This window comes from Agrobacterium sp. CFBP2214, from assembly GCF_030209895.1.
GTDB classification, from domain to species: Bacteria; Pseudomonadota; Alphaproteobacteria; order Rhizobiales; family Rhizobiaceae; genus Agrobacterium; species Agrobacterium radiobacter.
The window spans coordinates 146,821-166,470 of the sequence record NZ_JARVRC010000010.1 but is presented as its reverse complement, the minus strand read 5'-3'; the positions used below and the strand labels follow the sequence as shown (position 1 = coordinate 166,470).

18 protein-coding genes are annotated in these 19,650 nt (G+C 59.9%); 5 read left to right on the top strand and 13 right to left on the bottom strand.

The features are described from left to right. Nucleotides 1–70: 70 nt before the first annotated feature. Together kduD and kduI are read right to left on the bottom strand one after the other, a co-directional pair. Nucleotides 71–814, bottom strand: coding sequence for a 2-dehydro-3-deoxy-D-gluconate 5-dehydrogenase KduD (kduD, locus tag QRN60_RS22055; RefSeq protein WP_020812566.1), 744 nt, complete (start codon nucleotides 812–814; stop codon nucleotides 71–73). After that, entirely contained in the window at nucleotides 811–1,635 is an 825-nt protein-coding gene (kduI, locus tag QRN60_RS22050; protein ID WP_129567163.1) for a 5-dehydro-4-deoxy-D-glucuronate isomerase, read from the bottom strand. The genes kduD and kduI overlap by 4 nt, the downstream gene beginning before the upstream one ends. 139 nt (nucleotides 1,636–1,774) lie before the next feature. Here kduI and QRN60_RS22045 point away from each other — a divergent pair, with 139 nt between their 5' ends. The 3 genes from QRN60_RS22045 to QRN60_RS22035 all read left to right on the top strand — a co-directional run bounded on the left by QRN60_RS22045 (nucleotide 1,775) and on the right by QRN60_RS22035 (nucleotide 3,776). After that, nucleotides 1,775–2,572, top strand: a complete 798-nt coding sequence (locus tag QRN60_RS22045) for an NAD-dependent epimerase/dehydratase family protein (protein WP_129567162.1) — start codon at nucleotides 1,775–1,777, stop codon at nucleotides 2,570–2,572. 110 nt (nucleotides 2,573–2,682) lie between these two features. Beyond that, nucleotides 2,683–3,420: a FadR/GntR family transcriptional regulator gene (locus QRN60_RS22040; protein ID WP_003508113.1), complete on the top strand. Its 738-nt coding sequence runs from the start codon at nucleotides 2,683–2,685 to the stop codon at nucleotides 3,418–3,420. Between the two features lie 38 nt (nucleotides 3,421–3,458). After that, entirely contained in the window at nucleotides 3,459–3,776 is a 318-nt protein-coding gene (locus QRN60_RS22035; RefSeq protein WP_020812569.1) for a cupin domain-containing protein, read from the top strand. A gap of 22 nt (nucleotides 3,777–3,798) precedes the next feature. On the opposite strand, the gene QRN60_RS22030 is transcribed toward QRN60_RS22035, so the two are convergent. From QRN60_RS22030 to QRN60_RS22005, 6 genes are all read right to left on the bottom strand, one after another. After that, nucleotides 3,799–5,031, bottom strand: coding sequence for a M24 family metallopeptidase (locus QRN60_RS22030; RefSeq protein ID WP_129567373.1), 1,233 nt, complete (start codon nucleotides 5,029–5,031; stop codon nucleotides 3,799–3,801). A 231-nt stretch (nucleotides 5,032–5,262) separates the two neighbouring features. Next, nucleotides 5,263–7,266 (bottom strand): aldo/keto reductase, encoded by a 2,004-nt coding sequence (locus QRN60_RS22025; RefSeq protein WP_129567160.1) that lies wholly within the window; start codon nucleotides 7,264–7,266, stop codon nucleotides 5,263–5,265. 36 nt (nucleotides 7,267–7,302) lie between these two features. Beyond that, on the bottom strand, nucleotides 7,303–8,388 hold the full coding sequence (locus QRN60_RS22020; protein ID WP_129567159.1) for an ABC transporter ATP-binding protein: 1,086 nt from the start codon (nucleotides 8,386–8,388) through the stop codon (nucleotides 7,303–7,305). A gap of 11 nt (nucleotides 8,389–8,399) precedes the next feature. After that, nucleotides 8,400–9,236 carry a carbohydrate ABC transporter permease gene (locus QRN60_RS22015; RefSeq protein ID WP_003510390.1) on the bottom strand — a complete coding sequence of 279 codons (837 nt, stop codon included), beginning with the start codon at nucleotides 9,234–9,236 and terminating at the stop codon, nucleotides 8,400–8,402. Further along, a complete protein-coding gene (locus QRN60_RS22010) occupies nucleotides 9,233–10,093 on the bottom strand; it encodes a carbohydrate ABC transporter permease (RefSeq protein ID WP_003510388.1) in 861 nt (286 codons plus the stop codon). The genes QRN60_RS22015 and QRN60_RS22010 overlap by 4 nt, the downstream gene beginning before the upstream one ends. A gap of 261 nt (nucleotides 10,094–10,354) precedes the next feature. Continuing rightward, nucleotides 10,355–11,626: an ABC transporter substrate-binding protein gene (locus tag QRN60_RS22005; protein ID WP_065695348.1), complete on the bottom strand. Its 1,272-nt coding sequence runs from the start codon at nucleotides 11,624–11,626 to the stop codon at nucleotides 10,355–10,357. Between the two features lie 92 nt (nucleotides 11,627–11,718). On the opposite strand from QRN60_RS22005, the gene QRN60_RS22000 reads away from it, so the two are divergent. Further along, complete coding sequence (locus QRN60_RS22000; protein ID WP_111821067.1) at nucleotides 11,719–12,609, top strand: helix-turn-helix domain-containing protein; 891 nt, start codon at nucleotides 11,719–11,721, stop codon at nucleotides 12,607–12,609. A gap of 137 nt (nucleotides 12,610–12,746) precedes the next feature. On the opposite strand, the gene QRN60_RS21995 is transcribed toward QRN60_RS22000, so the two are convergent. Continuing rightward, nucleotides 12,747–13,601, bottom strand: a complete 855-nt coding sequence (locus QRN60_RS21995; protein ID WP_003510382.1) for an AraC family transcriptional regulator — start codon at nucleotides 13,599–13,601, stop codon at nucleotides 12,747–12,749. Nucleotides 13,602–13,725: 124 nt separating this feature from the next. Between QRN60_RS21995 and QRN60_RS21990 the strand changes: the two genes are divergently transcribed. Next, nucleotides 13,726–14,922 (top strand): MFS transporter, encoded by a 1,197-nt coding sequence (locus QRN60_RS21990; RefSeq protein WP_003510380.1) that lies wholly within the window; start codon nucleotides 13,726–13,728, stop codon nucleotides 14,920–14,922. 100 nt (nucleotides 14,923–15,022) lie between these two features. Here the strand turns inward: QRN60_RS21990 and QRN60_RS21985 are convergent, their stop codons facing one another. The 4 genes from QRN60_RS21985 to QRN60_RS21970 form a co-directional block, all read right to left on the bottom strand. Then, on the bottom strand, nucleotides 15,023–16,036 hold the full coding sequence (locus QRN60_RS21985) for a LacI family DNA-binding transcriptional regulator (RefSeq protein ID WP_003510378.1): 1,014 nt from the start codon (nucleotides 16,034–16,036) through the stop codon (nucleotides 15,023–15,025). Between the two features lie 116 nt (nucleotides 16,037–16,152). Beyond that, nucleotides 16,153–17,163: a D-altritol 5-dehydrogenase gene (locus QRN60_RS21980; protein WP_112212252.1), complete on the bottom strand. Its 1,011-nt coding sequence runs from the start codon at nucleotides 17,161–17,163 to the stop codon at nucleotides 16,153–16,155. A 16-nt stretch (nucleotides 17,164–17,179) separates the two neighbouring features. Then, nucleotides 17,180–17,950 (bottom strand): galactitol 2-dehydrogenase, encoded by a 771-nt coding sequence (locus QRN60_RS21975; RefSeq protein WP_060723523.1) that lies wholly within the window; start codon nucleotides 17,948–17,950, stop codon nucleotides 17,180–17,182. A gap of 260 nt (nucleotides 17,951–18,210) precedes the next feature. Further along, nucleotides 18,211–19,524, bottom strand: coding sequence for an ABC transporter substrate-binding protein (locus tag QRN60_RS21970; protein ID WP_112212238.1), 1,314 nt, complete (start codon nucleotides 19,522–19,524; stop codon nucleotides 18,211–18,213). Between the last annotated feature and the right edge of the window lie 126 nt (nucleotides 19,525–19,650).

Here is a 19,650-nt window from a genome sequence, read left to right as displayed (position 1 = left end):
GCCGCTTGCCGCATCTTTGTCAACAACTCATCATACATCTTGTATGATGAATTTCGAAATCTGTCACAGATCAACGCGCCAGCCAGCCGCCATCAACATTGAGAATGGCGCCATGCACGTAATCCGCCGCCGGCGAAGCCAGAAAGACCGCTGCACCGGCGATATCTTCGGAATGACCCCAACGGCCGGCCGGAATACGCTCGAGAATGGCTTTGTTGCGGGCGGCATCCGCGCGCAACGCCTCGGTATTGTTGGTTTCGATGTAACCGGGCGCGATGGCATTCACATTGATGCCCTTCGCAGCCCACTCATTCGCCAGAAGCTTGGTGAGACCGGCAACGCCATGTTTCGCCGCCGTGTAGGACGGGACGCGAATGCCGCCCTGAAACGACAGGAGCGAGGCGATATTGACCACCTTGCCGGGCCGACCTTTTGCCAACAGCTCTTTCGCAAAGGCCTGCGTGGTAAAAAACAGCGCCTTGAGATTGACATCCATAACCTCGTCCCAGTCGAGTTCGGAAAACTCGACTGAATCGGCACGGCGGATGATGCCGGCATTGTTGACGAGAATATCGAAGCCGGCATCGACAAAACTGTCCTTCGCCGCCAGCGGATCGGCGAAATCGATCGACAGGGCGCTCGCCTTGCCGCCATCCTTCGCGATGATATCAAGCGTTTCATCCGGTGCGCGGCGCGCGGCGCAGACCACCTCCGCACCGGCTGCGGCGAGCCCCACCGCAATCGCCTGACCAAGACCGGTATTCGCGCCTGTCACGAGCGCCTTACGCCCCTGAAGCGAAAAGGGATTTCTCATTTCAGATCCCCCGGCTGGATGAAGTCCATGTCGGTATAGTCGACATTGTCGCCCGCCATGGCCCAGATGAAGGTGTAAGAACCGATGCCGGCACCGGAATGGATGGACCAGGGCGGCGAAATCGCGCCTTCTTCGTTCGAAATGAACAGATGGCGGGTCTCCTGCGGCTCGCCCATCAGATGCAGGACGCGCGACTTTTCATCCATGCCGAAATAGAGATAGGCTTCCATGCGGCGGTCATGAATATGCGAGGGAATGGTGTTCCAGACGGAGCCGTCCTCAAGCATCGTATAACCCAGCACCAGCTGGCAGCTTTCCATGACCAGCGGATGGATGAACTGGTTGATGGTGCGCTTGTTGGAGGTTTCGGTCGCGCCGAGCTTGACCTCCTTGCTGTCGGCAAGGCTGACGAGCTTTGCCGGCAGGCTGCGATGCGCCGGGCAAGACGTGATGTAGAATCGGCCGGCGCCATCAAACGTCACCGCGCCGCTGCCCGCACCGAGGTAAAGCACATCACCACGATTGAGCGTGTAGGTCTCGCCGCCGGCGCTGACGGTGCCGGTTTCGCCGATATTGACGACGCCCATTTCACGCCGGTCGAGGAAGGACGGCGTTCTGGTTTCTTCCACCTTGTCCAGCGTCAGCGGTGCGCCATTTGGCACCGCGCCGCCCATGACGAAACGGTCGTAGTGGGTATAGATCAGTCTGATTTCACCGGAACGGAACATGTCGTTGGCGAGGAAATGCCGGCGGAGCCCTTCGGTATCCAGCGTTTTTGCATATTCCGGGTTCACGGCCTGCCTTGTTTCGACGGTCAGCATCAAACTCATCCTTCATGATTGTTGCGTATGGCACATAATATATGTTATCCGCTTTTTGTACGATCTGTATGACAAGGTCAAGAGGTGCCGGCATATCTCGACCACGCTGCGGACGTGGAACAGGCTTGGGAGAATTGCAATGAAACGGCTTCTTGTTACCGGTGCGGCGGGCCAGCTTGGCCGCGTGATGCGTGAACGCCTTGCACCGATGGCCGAGATATTGCGTCTTGCCGATCTCGCCCCGCTCAACCCGGCAGGGCCGAACGAGGAATGCGTGCAATGCGACCTTGCGGATGCGAATGCCGTGGATGCCATGGTCGCCGGTTGCGACGGCATTGTTCATCTGGGCGGCATTTCGGTGGAGAAGCCCTTCGAGCAGATCCTTCAGGGCAATATCATCGGGCTTTATAATCTCTACGAGGCCGCCCGCGCCCATGGCCGGCCGCGCATCGTCTTTGCCAGCTCAAACCATACAATTGGCTATTATTCCCAGACCGAGAGGCTCGGTCCCGACGTGCCCGTCCGGCCGGACGGGCTTTACGGCGTTTCCAAATGTTTCGGCGAAAGCCTTGCCCGCATGTATTTCGAGAAGTTCGGGCAGGAGACGGCGCTGGTGCGCATCGGCTCCTGCACGCTGGAACCCACCAATTACCGCATGTTGTCCACATGGTTCTCTTACGATGATTTCGTATCGCTGATCGAAGCGGTGTTTCGCGCGCCGGTGCTCGGCTGCCCGGTCGTCTGGGGCGCATCGGCCAATGATGCCGGTTGGTGGGACAATTCGCATCTCGGCTATCTCGGCTGGAAACCGAAGGACAATGCCGAGACCTTCCGGCAGCATATATCAGCGACAACGCAAAAGCCTGCCCCTGAGGATGCGCTGGTGCGGTTTCAGGGCGGCGTGTTCGTCGACAATCCGATCTTCAGGGAAAGCTGAGATGCCGCATGAAACATTCCCGGCGCGAGCGACGGGATTGCAAGCCGGGCAGCGAATGACGTATCGAGGACCGGTGCACGCAACCGACATTTTTTAGAACGGCGACCAAGATGACAAAAGCGACAACCTCCGAACCGGGCGCTCCACAGGGCAGAACGCTTGTGGTGAAGGTTTCCGAGGAACTCCGCAGCCAGATCGCCAAGGGCCGTTACAAGACGGGCGACCGCCTGCCCTCCGAAGCGCAGATGACGCAGGAATTCGGCGTCAGCCGCACGGTGGTGCGCGAGGCTATCGCTTCGCTGCGATCCGACGGTCTGGTCGAACCCCGTCAGGGCGCCGGCGTCTTCGTGCTGGAGCCCGCACCTGCGGAGCGGCGGCCCTTCCACAATGTTGATCTCGCACGCGTCTCCTCGCTGATCGAGATGCTGGAGCTACGCACAGCCGTGGAAGGCGATGCCGCCGGCCTTGCCGCCATTCGCCGTTCGCCGGCGCAGGAAGAAAAGATCATCGAGGCCTTCGATGCCTTCCGCGCCAGCGCCGCCAAGGGCAGCCCGACGGCCGAAGCCGATTTCGCCTTTCATCTCGCCGTGGCCGAGGCGACCAACAATCCCCGCTTCAGCGAGTTCCTGCAGGTGCTGGGGCCGACCGTCATTCCACGCCGCGCCGTTGCCGAAAACGGCTCGGAAACCGTGCTTTCACCTGCCGATCTCAGCCGTCTCGTCGGCGAACACGAAGCGATCCTGATCGCCATACAGGACGGCAACGAGGATGCGGCGCGAAGCGCCATGCGCAACCACCTGAAAAGCAGCCAGACGCGGTATCGCGCCATGCTGCGCGCACCACGCTGAAACTGCCTAAACCGCATTACATGATTGAGGAGAACGACATGCAGCAGCTACCGACATTCCCCACCGTTTCACCCGACGATGGTGTCGAACGCACCGTGCTTTCCGAAGCGCCGGAGCTGATGGTGGTTTCCTTCCGCTTCAAGACCGGTGCCGAAGGAAAGCTGCACAGCCATCCGCATGTGCAATCCACCTATGTCGCCAGCGGCAGTTTCCGTTTTTACCGCGATGGTGAAGCCTATGACTTGCAGAAGGGCGACAGCCTTATTGTGCCCGGCCATATCGAGCATGGTTGCCTGTGCCTGGAAGAGGGCGAGCTGATCGACTGCTTCACCCCCCGCCGCGACGATTTTCTCTGAGGCAGAGCGCGGCGGCAGGTCGTCACTCCAGTGACAAATCCCGCAGGGTGCGTGGCAGGCTGTTCATGCACTCCACTCCAGATGATGTAACAAGAAACTGGTCCTCGATCATCAAAGCCCCCAACCCTTCGCCATAAAAGGGCGCTTCAAGCGCGACCACCATGTCCGGAAGAATGATTTCGGCATTGTCATGGGAAAAGAACGGCCATTCCTCGATACCGACACCACCGCCGACGGAATGGCCGAAATGGCCGCGATAATATTCGCTGAAACCATCCTTACGCATCGAGGCGAGCATCGCGGCGTGCACCGCACCGAAGCTGTTGCCGGGGCGAAGCGCTTCCAGCCCGCAGGCGAAGGCTGCTTCCAGCGCCTTGAAGATATCGGACGCCAAAGGCGAGACGGGCCCCCATGAAAAGGTTCTTGCACCATCCGACGAATAACCGTCGACCAGCGTACCGACATCTGCCTTGATCAGCGCACCCGGCGTCACAACCGCCGCCATATCCGACAAGGCAGGCCCCACGGATATGTAATCCCAATGCCCGCTCAGTGAAAAACCGGATTTCATGGCATGCGCCTGCACGTCGGCCTTCCAGGCGGCAGAAAGTCCGCCGAGCGCTGCTCCGGGCCTCACGGCCGCCGCCATTGCGACCAGCCCGGCCTCAGCCGCCGCTGCCGCGCCCCGCAGAAGCCTGATCTCGCGTTCGGATTTCACCGCGCGCAGGCGGCGCAACACCGCCGAACCGTCGATCCAGTTCACATCTGGAAGCGCCTGACGCAGCGCCAGAAAATCGGCGGCGGGCATGAATTCGAGATCGGCGCCGATGCGCGCGCCCGATAGTCCACGCTCCTGCAGCAGGTCAGCCAACAGACCGAAACAGGCCGTGCGATCGAATGTCTCCGGCCTCCGGCCGCCGGCATTGTGGCGGCGATAGGCATCGTCCACCTGCCCGATGGCCTCAGTACCGGACAGATCGACCATATCGATCCAGATGCGATGGCAGCGCAGATCGATATCCGGCGCGGCCTTTCTGACGAGCGGGGCGGCATGATCGCTGACGACAGCAGCGAGACCGGCACCAGCATCGGCGGGCACGAGCGCAATCACTGAGCCCGCCCTGCCCCACATCGTCGCGACACCGGCATGAGCACCGACCGCATAGCGGAAAGCTTCCGGCTGGAACAACACCAGCGCGTCGATATCAGCCTCCTGCATCAATTGTTGCGCACGGATTCGATCGATATCGCTCATGGGGACCCCGGTAGATCGTTTGCGCGCGGTGCTAGGCCGCACGGTTTATGAACCTACGCTTTAGCAGTCGCCGGGAGAGGAATGAAGGTGGAAGATTTCCGCACGCGGAGGATCGAGCATTGGATGAGCGGATACCGCTTGTTTCTTCTCCACGGTGGAGAGAAGAAGCATGCCGCAAAGCCTTCTCTATCCCAATAAGGCGGCGGACAAAATCCGCCGCCTCATTGTCTTTCAGGCCTCCAGCCACTTCACCTGCTCGGCCGTCAGCTTGATATCCAGCGCCGAAAGACTGTCCTCCAGTTCTGCGATGGTGCGCGGTCCGATCAGCGGGATGACCGGGAAAGGCTGGGCGATGACATAAGCGAGCGCGATATGGATCGGGTGCCGCCCAAGTTTCTGCGCAAGTTCGATCGCCTTGTCGCGGCGGACGAAATTGCGGTCGGAATACCAGACGCGGACGATTTCCTCATCGTCCTGCTTGTCGCGCCCTGCCCGGTCGGTGAAGAAACCGCGCCCCTGGCTGGACCAGGCAAAATTGGGGATCTGGCGGGATTTCAGCCATACCTTCCACTCATCATCCGATGCCGCCACGCATCCCGCCCAGATCGGATCGAGCATTTCGGCGAGCGAGAAATTGTTGGAAAGCGCGCCCGGGGCCTGTTTGCCGTTCTTCTGAGCATAGGCGGCCGCCTCGTCCATGCGCTCGCGCGTCCAGTTCGAACCACCGAAAATGCCGCGAATGCGGCCGCGCCGAACCTCGGCATCCATGGCATCGACGAACTCACCGACCGGAATATCCAGATTATCGCGATGCATGAAATAGGCATCGACATAATCCGTCTTCAGACGTTCCAGCGACTGGTCGAGTTGCTTGGCGATCATATCAGGATAGCAGAGCGGCGAATGCGCACCCTTGCCGATCAGCACGATCTCCTCGCGCGGCACATTGCGGCTGGTGTGCCAGTCACCGAAAATCGCCTCGGTCCTGCCGGCGCCATAGACATAGGCCGTATCGAACAGATTGCCGCCCGCCTCGTAAAAAGCATCGAGCGTCAGCGATGCAGAAGCAAAATTGGGGAAAAATTCGAAACCGAGCGCGACCACGGAAGCGGGCTTGGCAAGGCCCGGCACCTGCCGTTTCGGAACCGTGTTTCCAGCCACGACCTTGCCGCCGGTAATATTGGCAACGCGCGAGGTTGCCTTTTCGACGCTGTATTCAAGGCCGACCGAGGCGCGCCATTGATCCATGACACGCAGATTGCCGAGGCTGTCGGCCCAGCCCATGCCCGGTGCATCGAATTCCTTTTTGCCCTCACGGATCGCCTCGCCCGCTGCATCGACCTCAAAGGAATAAAGCCAACGATCCTCCGGCAGCTCGATGGTTTCCACCTTGTCGCCCCTGAAGATATCAATCCGGCCGGTGCCGCCCTTGTGGCCCGCGGCGAACCAGAAATCCTTGACCTCGATCCGGCCTTCCGAGCCGATGATGCGCAGCACATTGTCCTGCCCCGCCATGATCGAGCAGGACACTTCGGCGACGATGCCGTTGGAAAATTTCAGCACGGCCGAGGCCCATTCGTCGACACCCGACTGGCCGAGATGGGCAGCGCCCGCCACCTTTTCCGGCTCGGCAAAGGGTTTGCCATCCACCGCGCCGGCAATCAGCCGCACCATCGAGACCGGATAGCCGCCGACATCGAGAATGCCGCCGCCCGCCATCTCATTGGCGAAGAGCCGGTGATCGGCCCGGAACGAACCCATGTTGAAACCGAAGCTGGAACGGATGATGCGGATATCGCCAACCGCGCGGCTCTTGACCAGTTCGAGCAATTTCGCCGTCTGCGGGTGCAGGCGATACATATAGGCCTCGCCGGCAAAGACGCCTGCCTTTCTCGCCTCGTGGAAAATGGCGTCGGCATCGTAGGCGGAAAGCGCAATCGGTTTCTCCACCAATACATTCTTGCCGGCGCGGATGGCCTTGATCGCCCATTCGGCATGGCCGGTATGGGGTGTGGCGATATAGACGGCATCGATATCGGGATCGGAAAGCAGCGCATCGTACCCATGGATGATGCGCGCACCGGCGAAGGCCTCGGCCAGGCCGGGCTTGTCCGGATTGCGGGTGGCGATGGCCTCTAACCTGCCGGTACGGGAATGGGCGATGCCGTCAGCGAATGTTTTCGCGATAGTACCCGGGCCGATGATGCCCCAGCGGATCGGTTGTTCGGTCGTCATGAAATCCTCGTCTTGTGTAGGTGCTTGGGAAAAGGTTCAGCGCAGGCGTTCGCCCTTGCTGTCGAAAAGGAAGGCCCGACGGGCGGAAAGACCGACCGTCAGCCGGTCGCGATTGCCGACGTCGCGCGATTCCGGCCTCTCGATGATAAGCTGCTCGCCGCCTTCGGTACGCGCATAAACGTAGCTGGTATTGCCGAGATGTTCGGCGACATCGACATGCACGGTGAGATCGGCATCGCCCTGCCCCGCATCGGAAAAATGTTCGGGCCGGATGCCGAGCGAAACACGGGCTCCGTCGTTCAAGCGAGCCATTGTCGGCAGGGTCAGCCGCACCGCAGGATCGCTGTCCAGCGAGAGCGTCATGCTCTCCGTGCCGCTGCCGATGATGGTGGCGTCGAGGAAATTCATCTTCGGCGAACCGACGAAACCGGCAACGAAACGGTTGGCGGGATCATCGTAAAGATCGAGCGGCGCGCCGACCTGTTCGATATTGCCCGCGCGCAGCACGACGATCTTGTCGGCCAGCGTCATCGCCTCGGTCTGGTCATGGGTCACATAGATCATCGTTGTCCCGAGCTGCTTGTGCAGCCGCGATATCTCGACGCGCATCTGCACCCGCAGCTCCGCATCGAGGTTGGAGAGCGGCTCGTCGAACAGGAAAACCTGCGGTTCACGCACGATGGCGCGGCCGATGGCGACACGCTGCCTCTGGCCGCCGGAAAGTTGCTTCGGCCGGCGCTCCATCAACTCGTTGATCTGCAGGATTTCGGCGGCGCGGTTGACCCGCTTTTGCGTATCGGCCTTGGGATTGCCATTCATTCGAAGGCCGAAAGACAGGTTTTCGGCAACCGTCATATGCGGATAAAGCGCGTAGGACTGGAACACCATGGCGATGCCGCGATCCGCCGGATCGGCATCATTGACCGTCCTGCCGCCGATGCTGACATCACCATCAGATATGTCTTCCAGCCCGGCAATCATGCGCAGCAGCGTGGATTTGCCGCATCCGGAGGGGCCAACGAAGACGACGAATTCGCCGTCGGCAATATCCAGATCGGCACCGTGGATGACTTCGAGCGCGCCGTAACGCTTGACCACGTTCTTGAGCGAAAGTTCCGCCATGCGGCCTCCCCTTACTTGACTGCCCCGGCGGAAATGCCGGCGATGAAGTGACGCTGCAAGGCCACGAAAACCACGAGGATGGGTGCGGTGAGCAGCACTGCGCCGGCCATGATGCCGCCCCATGACACTTTGGTGAGCCCGATGAGGGTGCCAAGCGCCACGGGTGCGGTCATCATTCCTGGGCGGGAATTGATGAGAAGCGGCCAGAGGTAGTTGTTCCACGAGGCCAGAAAGAGGATGATCGACAGCGCCGCCATGGTGGGCCGCGCCAGCGGCAGGGCGATGCGCAGAAATATCTGCCACTCCTTGACGCCCTCCACCCGTGCCGCATCGAAGAGTTCCGTCGGCATCATCGAGAAGGATTGCCGCATGAACAGCACGCCGAGCGAGTTGAACAGCGGCGGCACGATCAGCGCCACCCAGGTATTGGCGAGCTTGAATTCGCGCGCCACCATGATGAACTGCGGAATGACGACGACCGCAAAAGGCAGGGTGATGGTGCCGAGAATGATGGCGATCACCACCCCGCGTCCCGCAAAGCGGTACCGCGCCAGCGCCCAGCCCGCCATCGAGGTCAGGAACACCGAAAGGACAGTGTAGATGACAGCGACGGTGATCGAGATGAACATGGCCCGCAGGAAATTCGTATCCGCCTGAAGGTTCTCGAAATTATCGATGAAGTTGGTGGACGGCACCAGCACAATGTCCGGGCTGAAAATGCCGTAATCCGGCATCGTCGAGAACACGAACATCATCCACAGCGGAAACAGCCAGATGATGGCGAGCGGCGTCAGCGCCGCATGCAGCGCGATCTTCTGCCAGAAAAGCGATCTCGATTTCGATCTCATTTCGGCTCCCTCCCGACCCATAGATTGAGCAGCGAAATGGCGATGGCGAGCGCCGCCATGGTGTAGGCAATGGCCGAGGCATAACCGAAATTGAGCGAGGTGAAGCCCTGCCGGTAAAGGAACAGCCCCAGCGTCTCCGTGCCGCCGCCCGGCCCGCCCCTGTTGGTGATGAGGAAGGGTTCGGCGAAAAGCTGCATGGTGCCGATGACCGACAGGACGACGCAGAAGAGGATGATGGGCTTGAGGAGCGGCAGGGTTATGTAGAAGAACTGCTGCCGTTTGCTCACCTTGTCCAGCGTCGCCGCCTCATAGACATCACCCGGGATGGATTGCAGCCCGGCCAGAATGATGATGGCGTTATACCCCGCCCAGCGCCAGGTAACCGCGATGATGACGAGCGCCATGGCCGCATTGGCATTGTCGAACCACGAAATGGGCGAAAGGCCGACGAAGGTGATGAGCTTGTTGATGATGCCGAAATCGGCGCTGAACATCAGCCGGAAAACAGCTGCATAGGCAACCTCGCCGACAACAACAGGCGCGAAAAAGGCAAAACGGTAGAGTGGCCGCGCCTTTAAGAGCGGTGAATTCAAGAGCACCGCCATGACGGTGGCAAGCGCGATCATGACGGGCACCTGAATGACCAGAATGATCAGCGTATTGTAGAGCGCGTTATAAAAAGCCGGGTCGGAGACGAGCCGCCCCCAGTTCATGGAGGGTGCGAAGCGCCACGGATTGATGCGTGTGTTCTGGAACGACAGCATGAACGAGCTGATGATCGGCCAAACCCAGAAGGTGGCGAAAATCAGGAGATAGGGCGCAAGGAACGCATAAGCGATCCTGTTCCTTGACGGCATGACGACCTCCAGATGCCGGCGGTTTGGCCGGATAAATGGAAAAGCTTGGGAGAGGCTGCCCCCGTTTTGAGGGCGAGGCCATGGCAAGGCGGTACCGCGCGTTTCTTCTCCCCGTGGGGGAGGAGGTGGCCCGAAGGGCCGGATGAGGGGGCTAGCTCGCGGTCTATCGCTGGCCTCGCCCCTCATCCCGCTGCCGCGGACTTCTCCCCCTCGGGGAGAAGAAACGCGCGGCACCCGCTCGGTCCATCAGCTACCGACTGTTTACTCCGCGGCCGGCAAACCTGTTGCCGTTTCGATCTGCTTGGCCGCATCATCCAGCGCGGCCTTCGCATCGGGGTACCCGCCCGCAAAGTACTTCGTCTGAGTCGCCTTGTAGATCGCATCGGCATCCGACTGGAACGCCGTGCCGCGGCTTGGCACAATCTTCGGCAGGGTGGCGAGAATATCGGTCCACACAGCCTGCCCGCCCCAATAGGCCTGCTTTTCCTTGACGAAAGGATCGTCAATGGCTGACAGCAGCGAGGGAACGAGGCCGAAGGATTTCAACATCGTCACCTGCCCTTCATTGGTGGTCAGCGCGTAATCGATATATTTCCAAGCGGCTTCCTTGTGCTGGGATGTCGAGCTGATTGCGAGTGACGAACCGCCGAGATTGGCCGCATGCGGGCCATCCGGCGTCAGGCTCGGCATCAGATAGACGCCCCATTTGCCGGAAAGATCAGGAGAGCCGGAACGCACCGTGCCTTCATACCAGGCGCCATACATCTGGCTTGCGGCCTTTCCTGCCGTATTGGCCTGGATCTTTTCATCCCAGATCGCGGCCGTGATGATGCCAGCGTCTTTCATCTCCTTGACCTTTTCAAGGGTCGCGACACAGGCGGGCTTGTTGATGGTGATGCTCTGGCCATCGGTCGAAAAGTAACCGCATCCCTGTTCATTGGCGATCATGCGGAACCATTCGCTGTCGCCGTTGAAATCGGCTTGCGCCATGACGGTGCCGGGATTGGCAGCCATGACCTTTTTGCCCGCAGCGATGAAATCATCCCAGCTTTTTATGGTGGCGGGATCTACACCCGCCTTTTCATAGAAGTCGCGGCGATAGAACACCGCCACCGGACCCGAGTCCCACGGAACCGCATAGGCGACGCCGTCAACCTCTAGTTCCGTGCGCTTGAAATCAGGGAAAAGCGCCTGTTTCTCAGGCGTGTAGCCAAGCTCGGTCAGATTGGCGAAACAATCGGGGAAGCGGCTCCAGAACAGCTCCGCCTCGAAATTCTCTATGGTGACAATGTCCGGAAGACCATCACCACCGGCTGCGCAGGCGGCAAGCGTCTTGTCAAAAACCTGATTGTTTCCAAGGTCTTCAACGACGATCTTGATATCTGGATTCTGTTTATTGAAACCTTCCACCGTGGATTTCAGCGCGGAAGCCGCGACATTCCAGCTCCAGATGGTGACGGTCTCGGTTTGCGCGAAAGCCGGGGCTGCAAGAAGCAGCATAGCGGTAGACGCGCCTAGAAATTTCAAGCACATTGAAAACCTCCCTTTTTCAATTGCCGTTCTTAAGCGAACATGGGCACATTAGCGGCGGCAGGAAATCTGTCTCGTAAAAAGGGAACACCGATTTGGCGGAAAGTAAGATTGCCGAAAGAGCCTTCTACCAGCCGGGTGCGAGCAGCATCGAAGGCATGCCGACAACGCTTCAGCTCTTTCATAATCACCCGCCCATCATGCTCCGCCCCCACTGGCACGCGCAGGTGGAGGTGAATTATGTGATGTCGGGATCGGTGCATTACCGCATGGGCGATCATGAACTCTCGCTCGAGGCCGGCCAGATGTGCATTTTCTGGGGTGGCCAGCCGCACCAGATGGACCGCTCCTCCGACGATTCCTTTTATGCGGGCGCGCATCTGCCGCTCGTGCATTTCTTCCGTATGCGCCTGCCTGCCGCCGTCTCCAGCCAGTTGATGGGTGGCGCCACAATGGTGAGCGCCGAAACTGACCTGGCGGATAAGGAGAATTTCGGCCGCTGGTTCCGCTATGTCGCCTCGGGTGATCCGGCCAGAGCGCAACATGCGGTGGAGGAATTGCTGCTGCGGGTGGAACGGATGTTTCTCGAACCCTATTCCGTCGTATCGTCCGCCGCCGATGCAAAACACAGAGAGGATGAGGAAGGCATGGCGCCATCCATCGGCGTGGTGCGCATGTGCGATTTCATCGCCGCCAATTTCCTCGACGATATCGACGCGACCGATATTGCCCGCGCCGCATCGTTGCATCCGAAATATGCGATGAACCTGTTCCGCAAGTCCACAGGCATGACGCTGATCAAATATCTGACCCTGCTACGCCTTTCGCGTGCACAGGCAATGCTGATGACCGGCAAGGACAATATTCTGCAGATCGCCATGGAAAGCGGCTTCGGCTCCGTCAGCGCCTTCAACAAGGCGTTTCGCCAGATCGCCGGCATGTCACCTTCCGATTTCCGCCGCGACATGCGGGCGACGGCGACTTAGGGCACCTCCCTCATTCCTGTGCTTGTCACCGGAATCCAGTCGACGCGCGTCTACGCGGCGAGAGGACTCTTTTCAGCTCAAGACTTTGGCGGGCTGGATCCCTGTGACAATCACAGGGATGAGGAGGAGCGTGAAGCCTAGTCCCCAATTTCTTCCGGTTTCGGAAAAGCTCCGCCGCGCTGCCGCGCCGCCTGCCGATAAGCCCGGGGCGAACTGCCGAGCATCCGCCGGAACATGGTGGTGAAGGCGGGAATGTTTTCATAACCGGCATCCAACGCCACATTGGTCACCGCCTCGCCGGCCGCCAGCCTCGGCAGTGAAGCGAAAATGCAGGCCTGCTGGCGCCAGGTGACGAAACTCACCCCGAGTTCCCGGCGGAACAGGCGCGTGAAAGAGCGGCGGCTGATTCCCATGGCTGCCGCCCAGTCGTCGATCTCCACCCGTGCTACGGGCTTCTTGAGGAAATCGCGGCAGAGCGCAGCCAGACGCTGATTATCGGGAAAAGGCAATCCGAGCGGCCTTTCCGGCAGGCGGTTGACCTCGTCCAGCAAAAGCGCGCGCACGAGGCCCTGCCGATGAAATGCCGACGGCTGGTGTTCCTCAGCCAGCAGTTCCGAAATCAGGCTGGAGGCGAGATCGGTTATTTCCACCACCCGCGGCGCGCCGGCATGGAAGAGATCGGGATGAACGTAAATCGAGTGCATCTCCACCGTGGAAATGGTCTCGGCCTCGTGCTGCAGCCCGGCAGGAATGAGGAGCCCGTGACCGGGCGGTATCATCCAGCGCCCATCGGCGGTGCTGACCAGCACCACACCCTGACGTGCACACCAGATCTGTACCCGGCTGTGGCTGTGGGGCGGGGTTCGGTGCCCCGTGGGATAGACGCGGCAAAGCGCGAGCACCGGTTCATTGGTGCCGTCGATCAATTTCAGACTGCGTTCATGCTCGTCCTGCGTCAGCCCTGCAGGCGGCCGCGATTTGATTTTTGCCATTTGGCCCACTCACAAAGAAACTCGTCCAGAACACAAATGCAGGCCAGAAACAATATGAATAAAAGCGGGAAGAAATAAAGACACGTTTCCCGCCCTTCCATCGGGAATCTGGAGAGGATACACCATGGCCACCGTCACCAGCGCCGGGTTCAACCCGCAACGCACGGCGTTTTCAATCATCGCTGCCGCGAGCTTCTGCCATATGCTCAACGACATCATGCAATCGCTGCTGACGTCGCTTTACCCGCTGCTGAAGGCCAATTACGCGCTCGATTTCATGCAGATCGGGCTGCTGACCTTCGCCTTTCAGGTCACCGCATCGCTGTTGCAGCCGGTCGTCGGCATGGTGACCGATCGCTGGCCCATGCCCTTCTCCCTGCCCGTCGCCATGCTGTCCACCTGCGCCGGCCTCATCACGCTCGCCTTCGCCCACAGTTTCGAGGTTCTGGTGATCGGTGCCTGCCTCATCGGCATCGGCTCGGCGATCTTCCATCCGGAAGCCTCGCGCGTTGCGCGCCTGGCATCCGGCGGCCGTCATGGTCTGGCACAGTCCTTCTTCCAGGTTGGCGGCAATACCGGAACGGCCATCGGCCCGCTGCTCGCCGCTTTCATCGTCATACCGCTCGGCCAGTCGAGCCTCAGCTGGTTCTCGCTGATTGCGCTCGTCGGTTTTGGCGTGCTTTCGTGGGTCGGCGTCTGGTATACCCGCCATCGCCGCGCCACCGTCGGCAAGGCCCCTGTCAGCCGCGCCCTGCCGCTGGCACGCGGCACGGTTATGATGACGCTTCTCGTTCTGGTGGTCCTGACGGCAACCAAGAACGCCTATCTCGCCAGCCTGTCCAGCTACTTCACCTTCTACACGATCGACCGGTTCGGTCTTGGCGTGCAGGACGCGCAGGTTCTGCTGTTCCTCTTCCTCGGGGCTTCGGCGCTCGGTGTGTTCTTCGGCGGCCCGATCGGTGACCGTTTCGGCTCCCGCGTGGTCATCTGGTTCTCGATCCTCGGCGTCATTCCCTTCGCGCTGATGCTGCCCTATGCCAACCTGTTCTGGACGGCGGTTCTGGTCGTCGTGATCGGCTTCGTCTTCTCGTCGGCCTTCTCGGCCATCGTGGTGTTCGCACAGGAACTGGTGCCGGGTCGTGTCGGCCTCATCGCCGGCATGTTCTTCGGTTTCGCCTTCGGTTTCGGCGGTATCGGGGCGGCGGTTCTAGGCGTCTATGCGGACAAGGAAGGCATTGAATTCGTCTATCGCATCTGCTCCTACATGCCGCTGCTCGGCCTTTTGACGGTGTTCCTGCCGAAGCTGCCAAGCCACCGCTAAAAGCCTTGCGTTCAACGCTTTTCATCACGGCGATCACCTGTGATACTCAGGTGATCGCCGTGATCCGTTAAGCGAAGACCGCACTCTGCGCCAAAAACCGTCAGGCCGATTTACGCAACATCAGATCGGCGCTGAGGAGAATGCGCTCGCGCATCCGGGTTGCGTCATCCGCCTCTTCATCCAGCTTCTGCAACAGAAGCTCGATCGAGAGCCTGCCGATCTCGTTATAGTTCTGCGCCACCGTGGTAATCGGCGGGCAGGCGTAACGCGACAGCGGATGATCATCATGGCCGGCGACCCGGAGATCGTAATCCGCACCGTGACCAACCTTGATCCCTTTCTGGAAGGCGGCGGCGATGACGCCGAAGGCGATACGGTCGTTGGCGCACAGAATGGTGCGCGATGGCAAAAGCCCTGCCCCATCAAGCAGCCGGGACGCTTCATCAAAGGCGAAACGTTCAAAATCCCAGGTGACGATATCAGGGACATCGATCACATGCGGCTCGAAACCGAGGCGCTGCATGGCCTCCACGTAAGCCGTGCGGCGGGTCGCGGCATTGGTGTTGACCTGCGGCATGTCGAAGAAACAGGGCGGCTCGCCCGAACGGCAGAGATAATCCACCATCAGCCCGACACTCTGGCGGTTGTCGGTGCCGACAAAGGCCGAGGTCTCATCGAGAGGCGAATCCACATAAACGATCGGAATACTGGCCGCGAGCTGCTCCAGCGTGGCGCGGTGGGATTTGACACCGAGCGGGGCGATGATGGCGCCCGCGACATTCATCGACTTGAAGGTGCGGATGGCGCGGTCTTCAATCTCCGCCTTGCCGTCAGATGACAGCACGAAGGCAAGGAACCCCGCCTCATTGGCGATGAGTTCGATACGGCTCGTCAGCGCCATATAGAACGGGTCCGTCGAGTTCGGGATGATGATGCCGATGATATTGGAACGGCGGCGGTTGAGGTTCACGGCAAAGATATTGGGCCTGAAGCCCGATTTCTTCAGCGCGTCCTCGATGGCATCCCGGGTCTTCTTGCGGACCGAGGCCGGATCATTGAAGTATTTCGAAACGGTCGGGCGGGAAAGGCCGACGAATTCCGAAAACTCTTCCATCGTCCTGATAGATTTGGCCAAAGTGCTTGCCCCCATGAAATATTACATGTGGTATTCTATATCGACCGGCCTTCGCACGAAAAGCCGGTCGAATGTGGTTATCAACGGCCAAAAGATCATTCGGCCGCAAATTGCACTTTCATTGTAGCCGGATCGGACGGCTTTTTCGTAAAGAACGGCAGCATCTCCGAAAGCGGCAGCCGGTGCGACACCAGCCGCGCCATGACATCACCATCCGTCTCCAGAATGGCGAGCGCCTGCGGTATGTTACGGTTCAGCGAATGTGAACCGACAAGCTTCAGTTGACGTCTGAAGATTTCGAAGGGCGAGACAGCAATGCGGGCATCCGGCGCGCAGACGCCAAAGAACAGCGCCGTACCGCCATCGGCAACCAGCGGGATCATCGCTTCCGCAACAGCGGCGATGCCGGTCGCATCGGCCACGAAATCGAACGATTTCTGTTGCCGCAGGAGCGTTTCCGAGCCGGACACCGCCACCTCAAGCCCGAGATTTTCGGCGAAGGCCAGCCTGCTTTCATTGATGTCGGCAATCGTCACCGTCCTGATGCCGCGCGATTTCAGCGACAAGGCAAGCAGCAGGCCGATAGGGCCGGCACCAAAAACCAGCGCGTTTTCCGGTACGATACCACTCTCGCCGATGCCCGCGCTCTGCATGCCATTGACGACGCAGGCGAGCGGTTCTGCCAATGCCGCGACATGATAGGGCATGGAACCGATGCGGTGCAGGTGATCGGCATGCACCACGCTGAATTCCGCAAAGCCGCCATTATGGGAGACGCCATAGGCCTTCAGTGTGCTGCAAAGGTTGGTAAGCCCCTTCCTGCAACTTGCGCAGACGCCACAGGGCAGATTGGGATCGACCACCACCCGTTCGCCAACCTTGATGCCAGTCACATCAGCGGCCACGGCCGCGACTTCACCGGCATATTCATGGCCCGGGATGACGGGAAAGGCACCGTCGCCATAACGTGCATGGAGTACATCGATATCGGTGTGGCAAAGCCCCGAAGCCTTGACCCGCACGAGGGCGTGGCCCGGCGGTAGATCCGCGACCGGAACCTCCGCCAGCACGGCGCGTCCCTTCTCGACGAATTGAATGGCATGCATGGTCATCTCCGGCTTTTCAGCTCATCCAGTTGCCGCCATCGACATTGTATGTCTGGGCGAGAATATAGTCGCTGTCGGAAGAGGCGAGGAAAACCGCCAGCCCCTTGATGTCGTCGGGCGTGGCAAAACGGCCGATCGGCACGGATTTCGCCACCGCCGCCTTTTTTTCACCCGGCTTCAGGCCTTCCCATTTGGCGAAATGCGCATCCACCACTTCCCAGTGCTCACCATCCACGACACCGGGCGCGATGGCGTTGACATTGATGCCGTGCTTGACGAGCGCCAGCGCCGCCGACTGCGTGGCGGAAATGATCGCGGCCTTGGAAGCGCAATAAAGCGTGACGAGCGCCTCACCGCGACGGCCGGCCTGGCTCGCCATATTGATGATCTTGCCGCCGCGTGCACGGGCAATCATGACATTGGAGACGGCCTTCATCATGAAAAGCGGTCCCTTGAGATTGATGTCGAAAACCCGCTCATAGCTCTCTTCGGTAATACCGTTGATCGGCGCCATATCGAAGATAGCGGCATTGTTGACAAGGATATCGATGCCGCCGAATTCCTCATCCACCGCCTTCACCACCGCATCGATCTGACCAAGGTCAGTCACATCCAGCTTTACGGCCTTGGCAGAAGGGCCGATGGCGGCGGCAGACGCCGTCGCACGGGCGATATCGATGTCAGCGATGATGACCTTTGCACCCTCATCTGCAAAAGCCTGCGCAAAACCAAGGCCGATACCGCGGGCGGCGCCTGTAATTAGCGCGACCTTGTTGTTCAATCTCATGTCGATCTCCGTGATGCATGGCGGACAACTCGGCCATGCTCGCTTGTTGTTAGATGCAATTTTCTCACCCCCTCATTCCTGTGCTTGTCACAGGAATCCAGTCGACGTGGCTTTCACGCGGCTGAGAGAGTTCTTTCAGCCCAAGGACTCGGGCTGGCTGGTTTCCTGTGACAAGCACAGGAATGAGGGCGGCGGGTGTGGGGCCACCCATGCCGCCCGCCGCCAAAGTGACGAACGGGCGGCACGCCGGGAGGACGCAGCTACTTGATGTAGCCCGCGCGGGTCATGTCACGCTCGACCTGTTTCTGTGCGCCCTCAAGCGCCGCATCGACGGTCTGCTGGCCGGAAAGGGCCGCCGCGATCTGCTGGCCGACAACCGTACCGATGGACTGGAATTCCGGTATGGCGACGAACTGCACGCCGGTATAGGGAACCGGATCCTTGGTCGGTTTCGACGGATCGGCCGACATGATGGCCTTCAGCACCGTATCCGCAAAGGGCGCCGCCTTCTTGTATTCCGGCAGCTCATAGGTGGATTTGCGCGTGCCCGGCGGCACGGCCACCCAGCCTTCGCTTTCACCGACCGTCTTCACATAGGACTTCGAGGTCGCCCATTTGACGAAGGACTTGGCGGTTTCGAGCTTCTTCGTGCTGTTCGGAATTGCAAGGTTCCACGACCAGGACCAGCTCGACCCGTTCGGCGTCGCCTCCACCGGAGCCCGCGTGAAAGCGGTCTTGTCGGCGACCTGGCTCTGTTTGGGATCATAGACCCGGCCTGCTGCCGAGGTGGCGTCGATCCACATGGCGCAGCGGCCGGATGAAAACAGCGTCTGGTTCTCGTTAAAGCCGTTAGCTGCCGCACCAGGCGGGCCGTAAGAGGTCATCAGCGCGACGTAATCCGAGATCGCCTTTTTCCACGGCTCACTCGTCAGCTGCGGCTTCCAGTCCATATCGAACCAGCGTCCGCCATAGGTGTTGATCATGGTGCCGAGGAAAGCCATGTTCTCGCCCCAGCCCGGCTTGCCTCGCAGGCAGATGCCATATTGCTGCTTCGACTTATCGGTCAGCTTGGCGGCAAAATCCTTGATCTGGTCGTAGGTCGGATTGTCAGGCATCTTCAGGCCGGCGGCGTCGAACAGGTCCTTGCGGTAAAGGGTGAACGAGCTTTCGGTATAAAACGGCACCGCGTAAAGCTTACCGTCCACCGTCAGGCCTTTTTTGATCGGATCGAGCAGATCGGCGTAATCATAATCGTCGCCGAGATCATCGACCGGCGCCAGCCAGCCCTGCTTACCCCAGATCGGCGCTTCGTAACCGCCGATGGTCATGATGTCGAACTGGCCGCCATTGGTGGCGATATCGGTGGTGACACGCTCGCGCAGGACATTCTCTTCCAGCACGATCCAGTTGATCTTGTTGCCCGTTTCCTTCTCCCAGGCGCTGGAAAGCTTCTGCATGATGATCATGTCGCCATTGTTGACGGTGGCGATGTTGATTTCTTCCGCCTGCGCAAGACCGGCGAAAAGGCCGATGCCGACCACGGACGATGACAGAATTCCCATAAATTTGTTCATGATACCCGCTCCTCCTTTACGGATGTCCACGCATAACAATACATGCGTAAATTTTTTATCCTTCAAAATTCACTCCTTTGTCAACATACGAAAATAAAACCAATCACGGCAACGTCGCCGAAAATA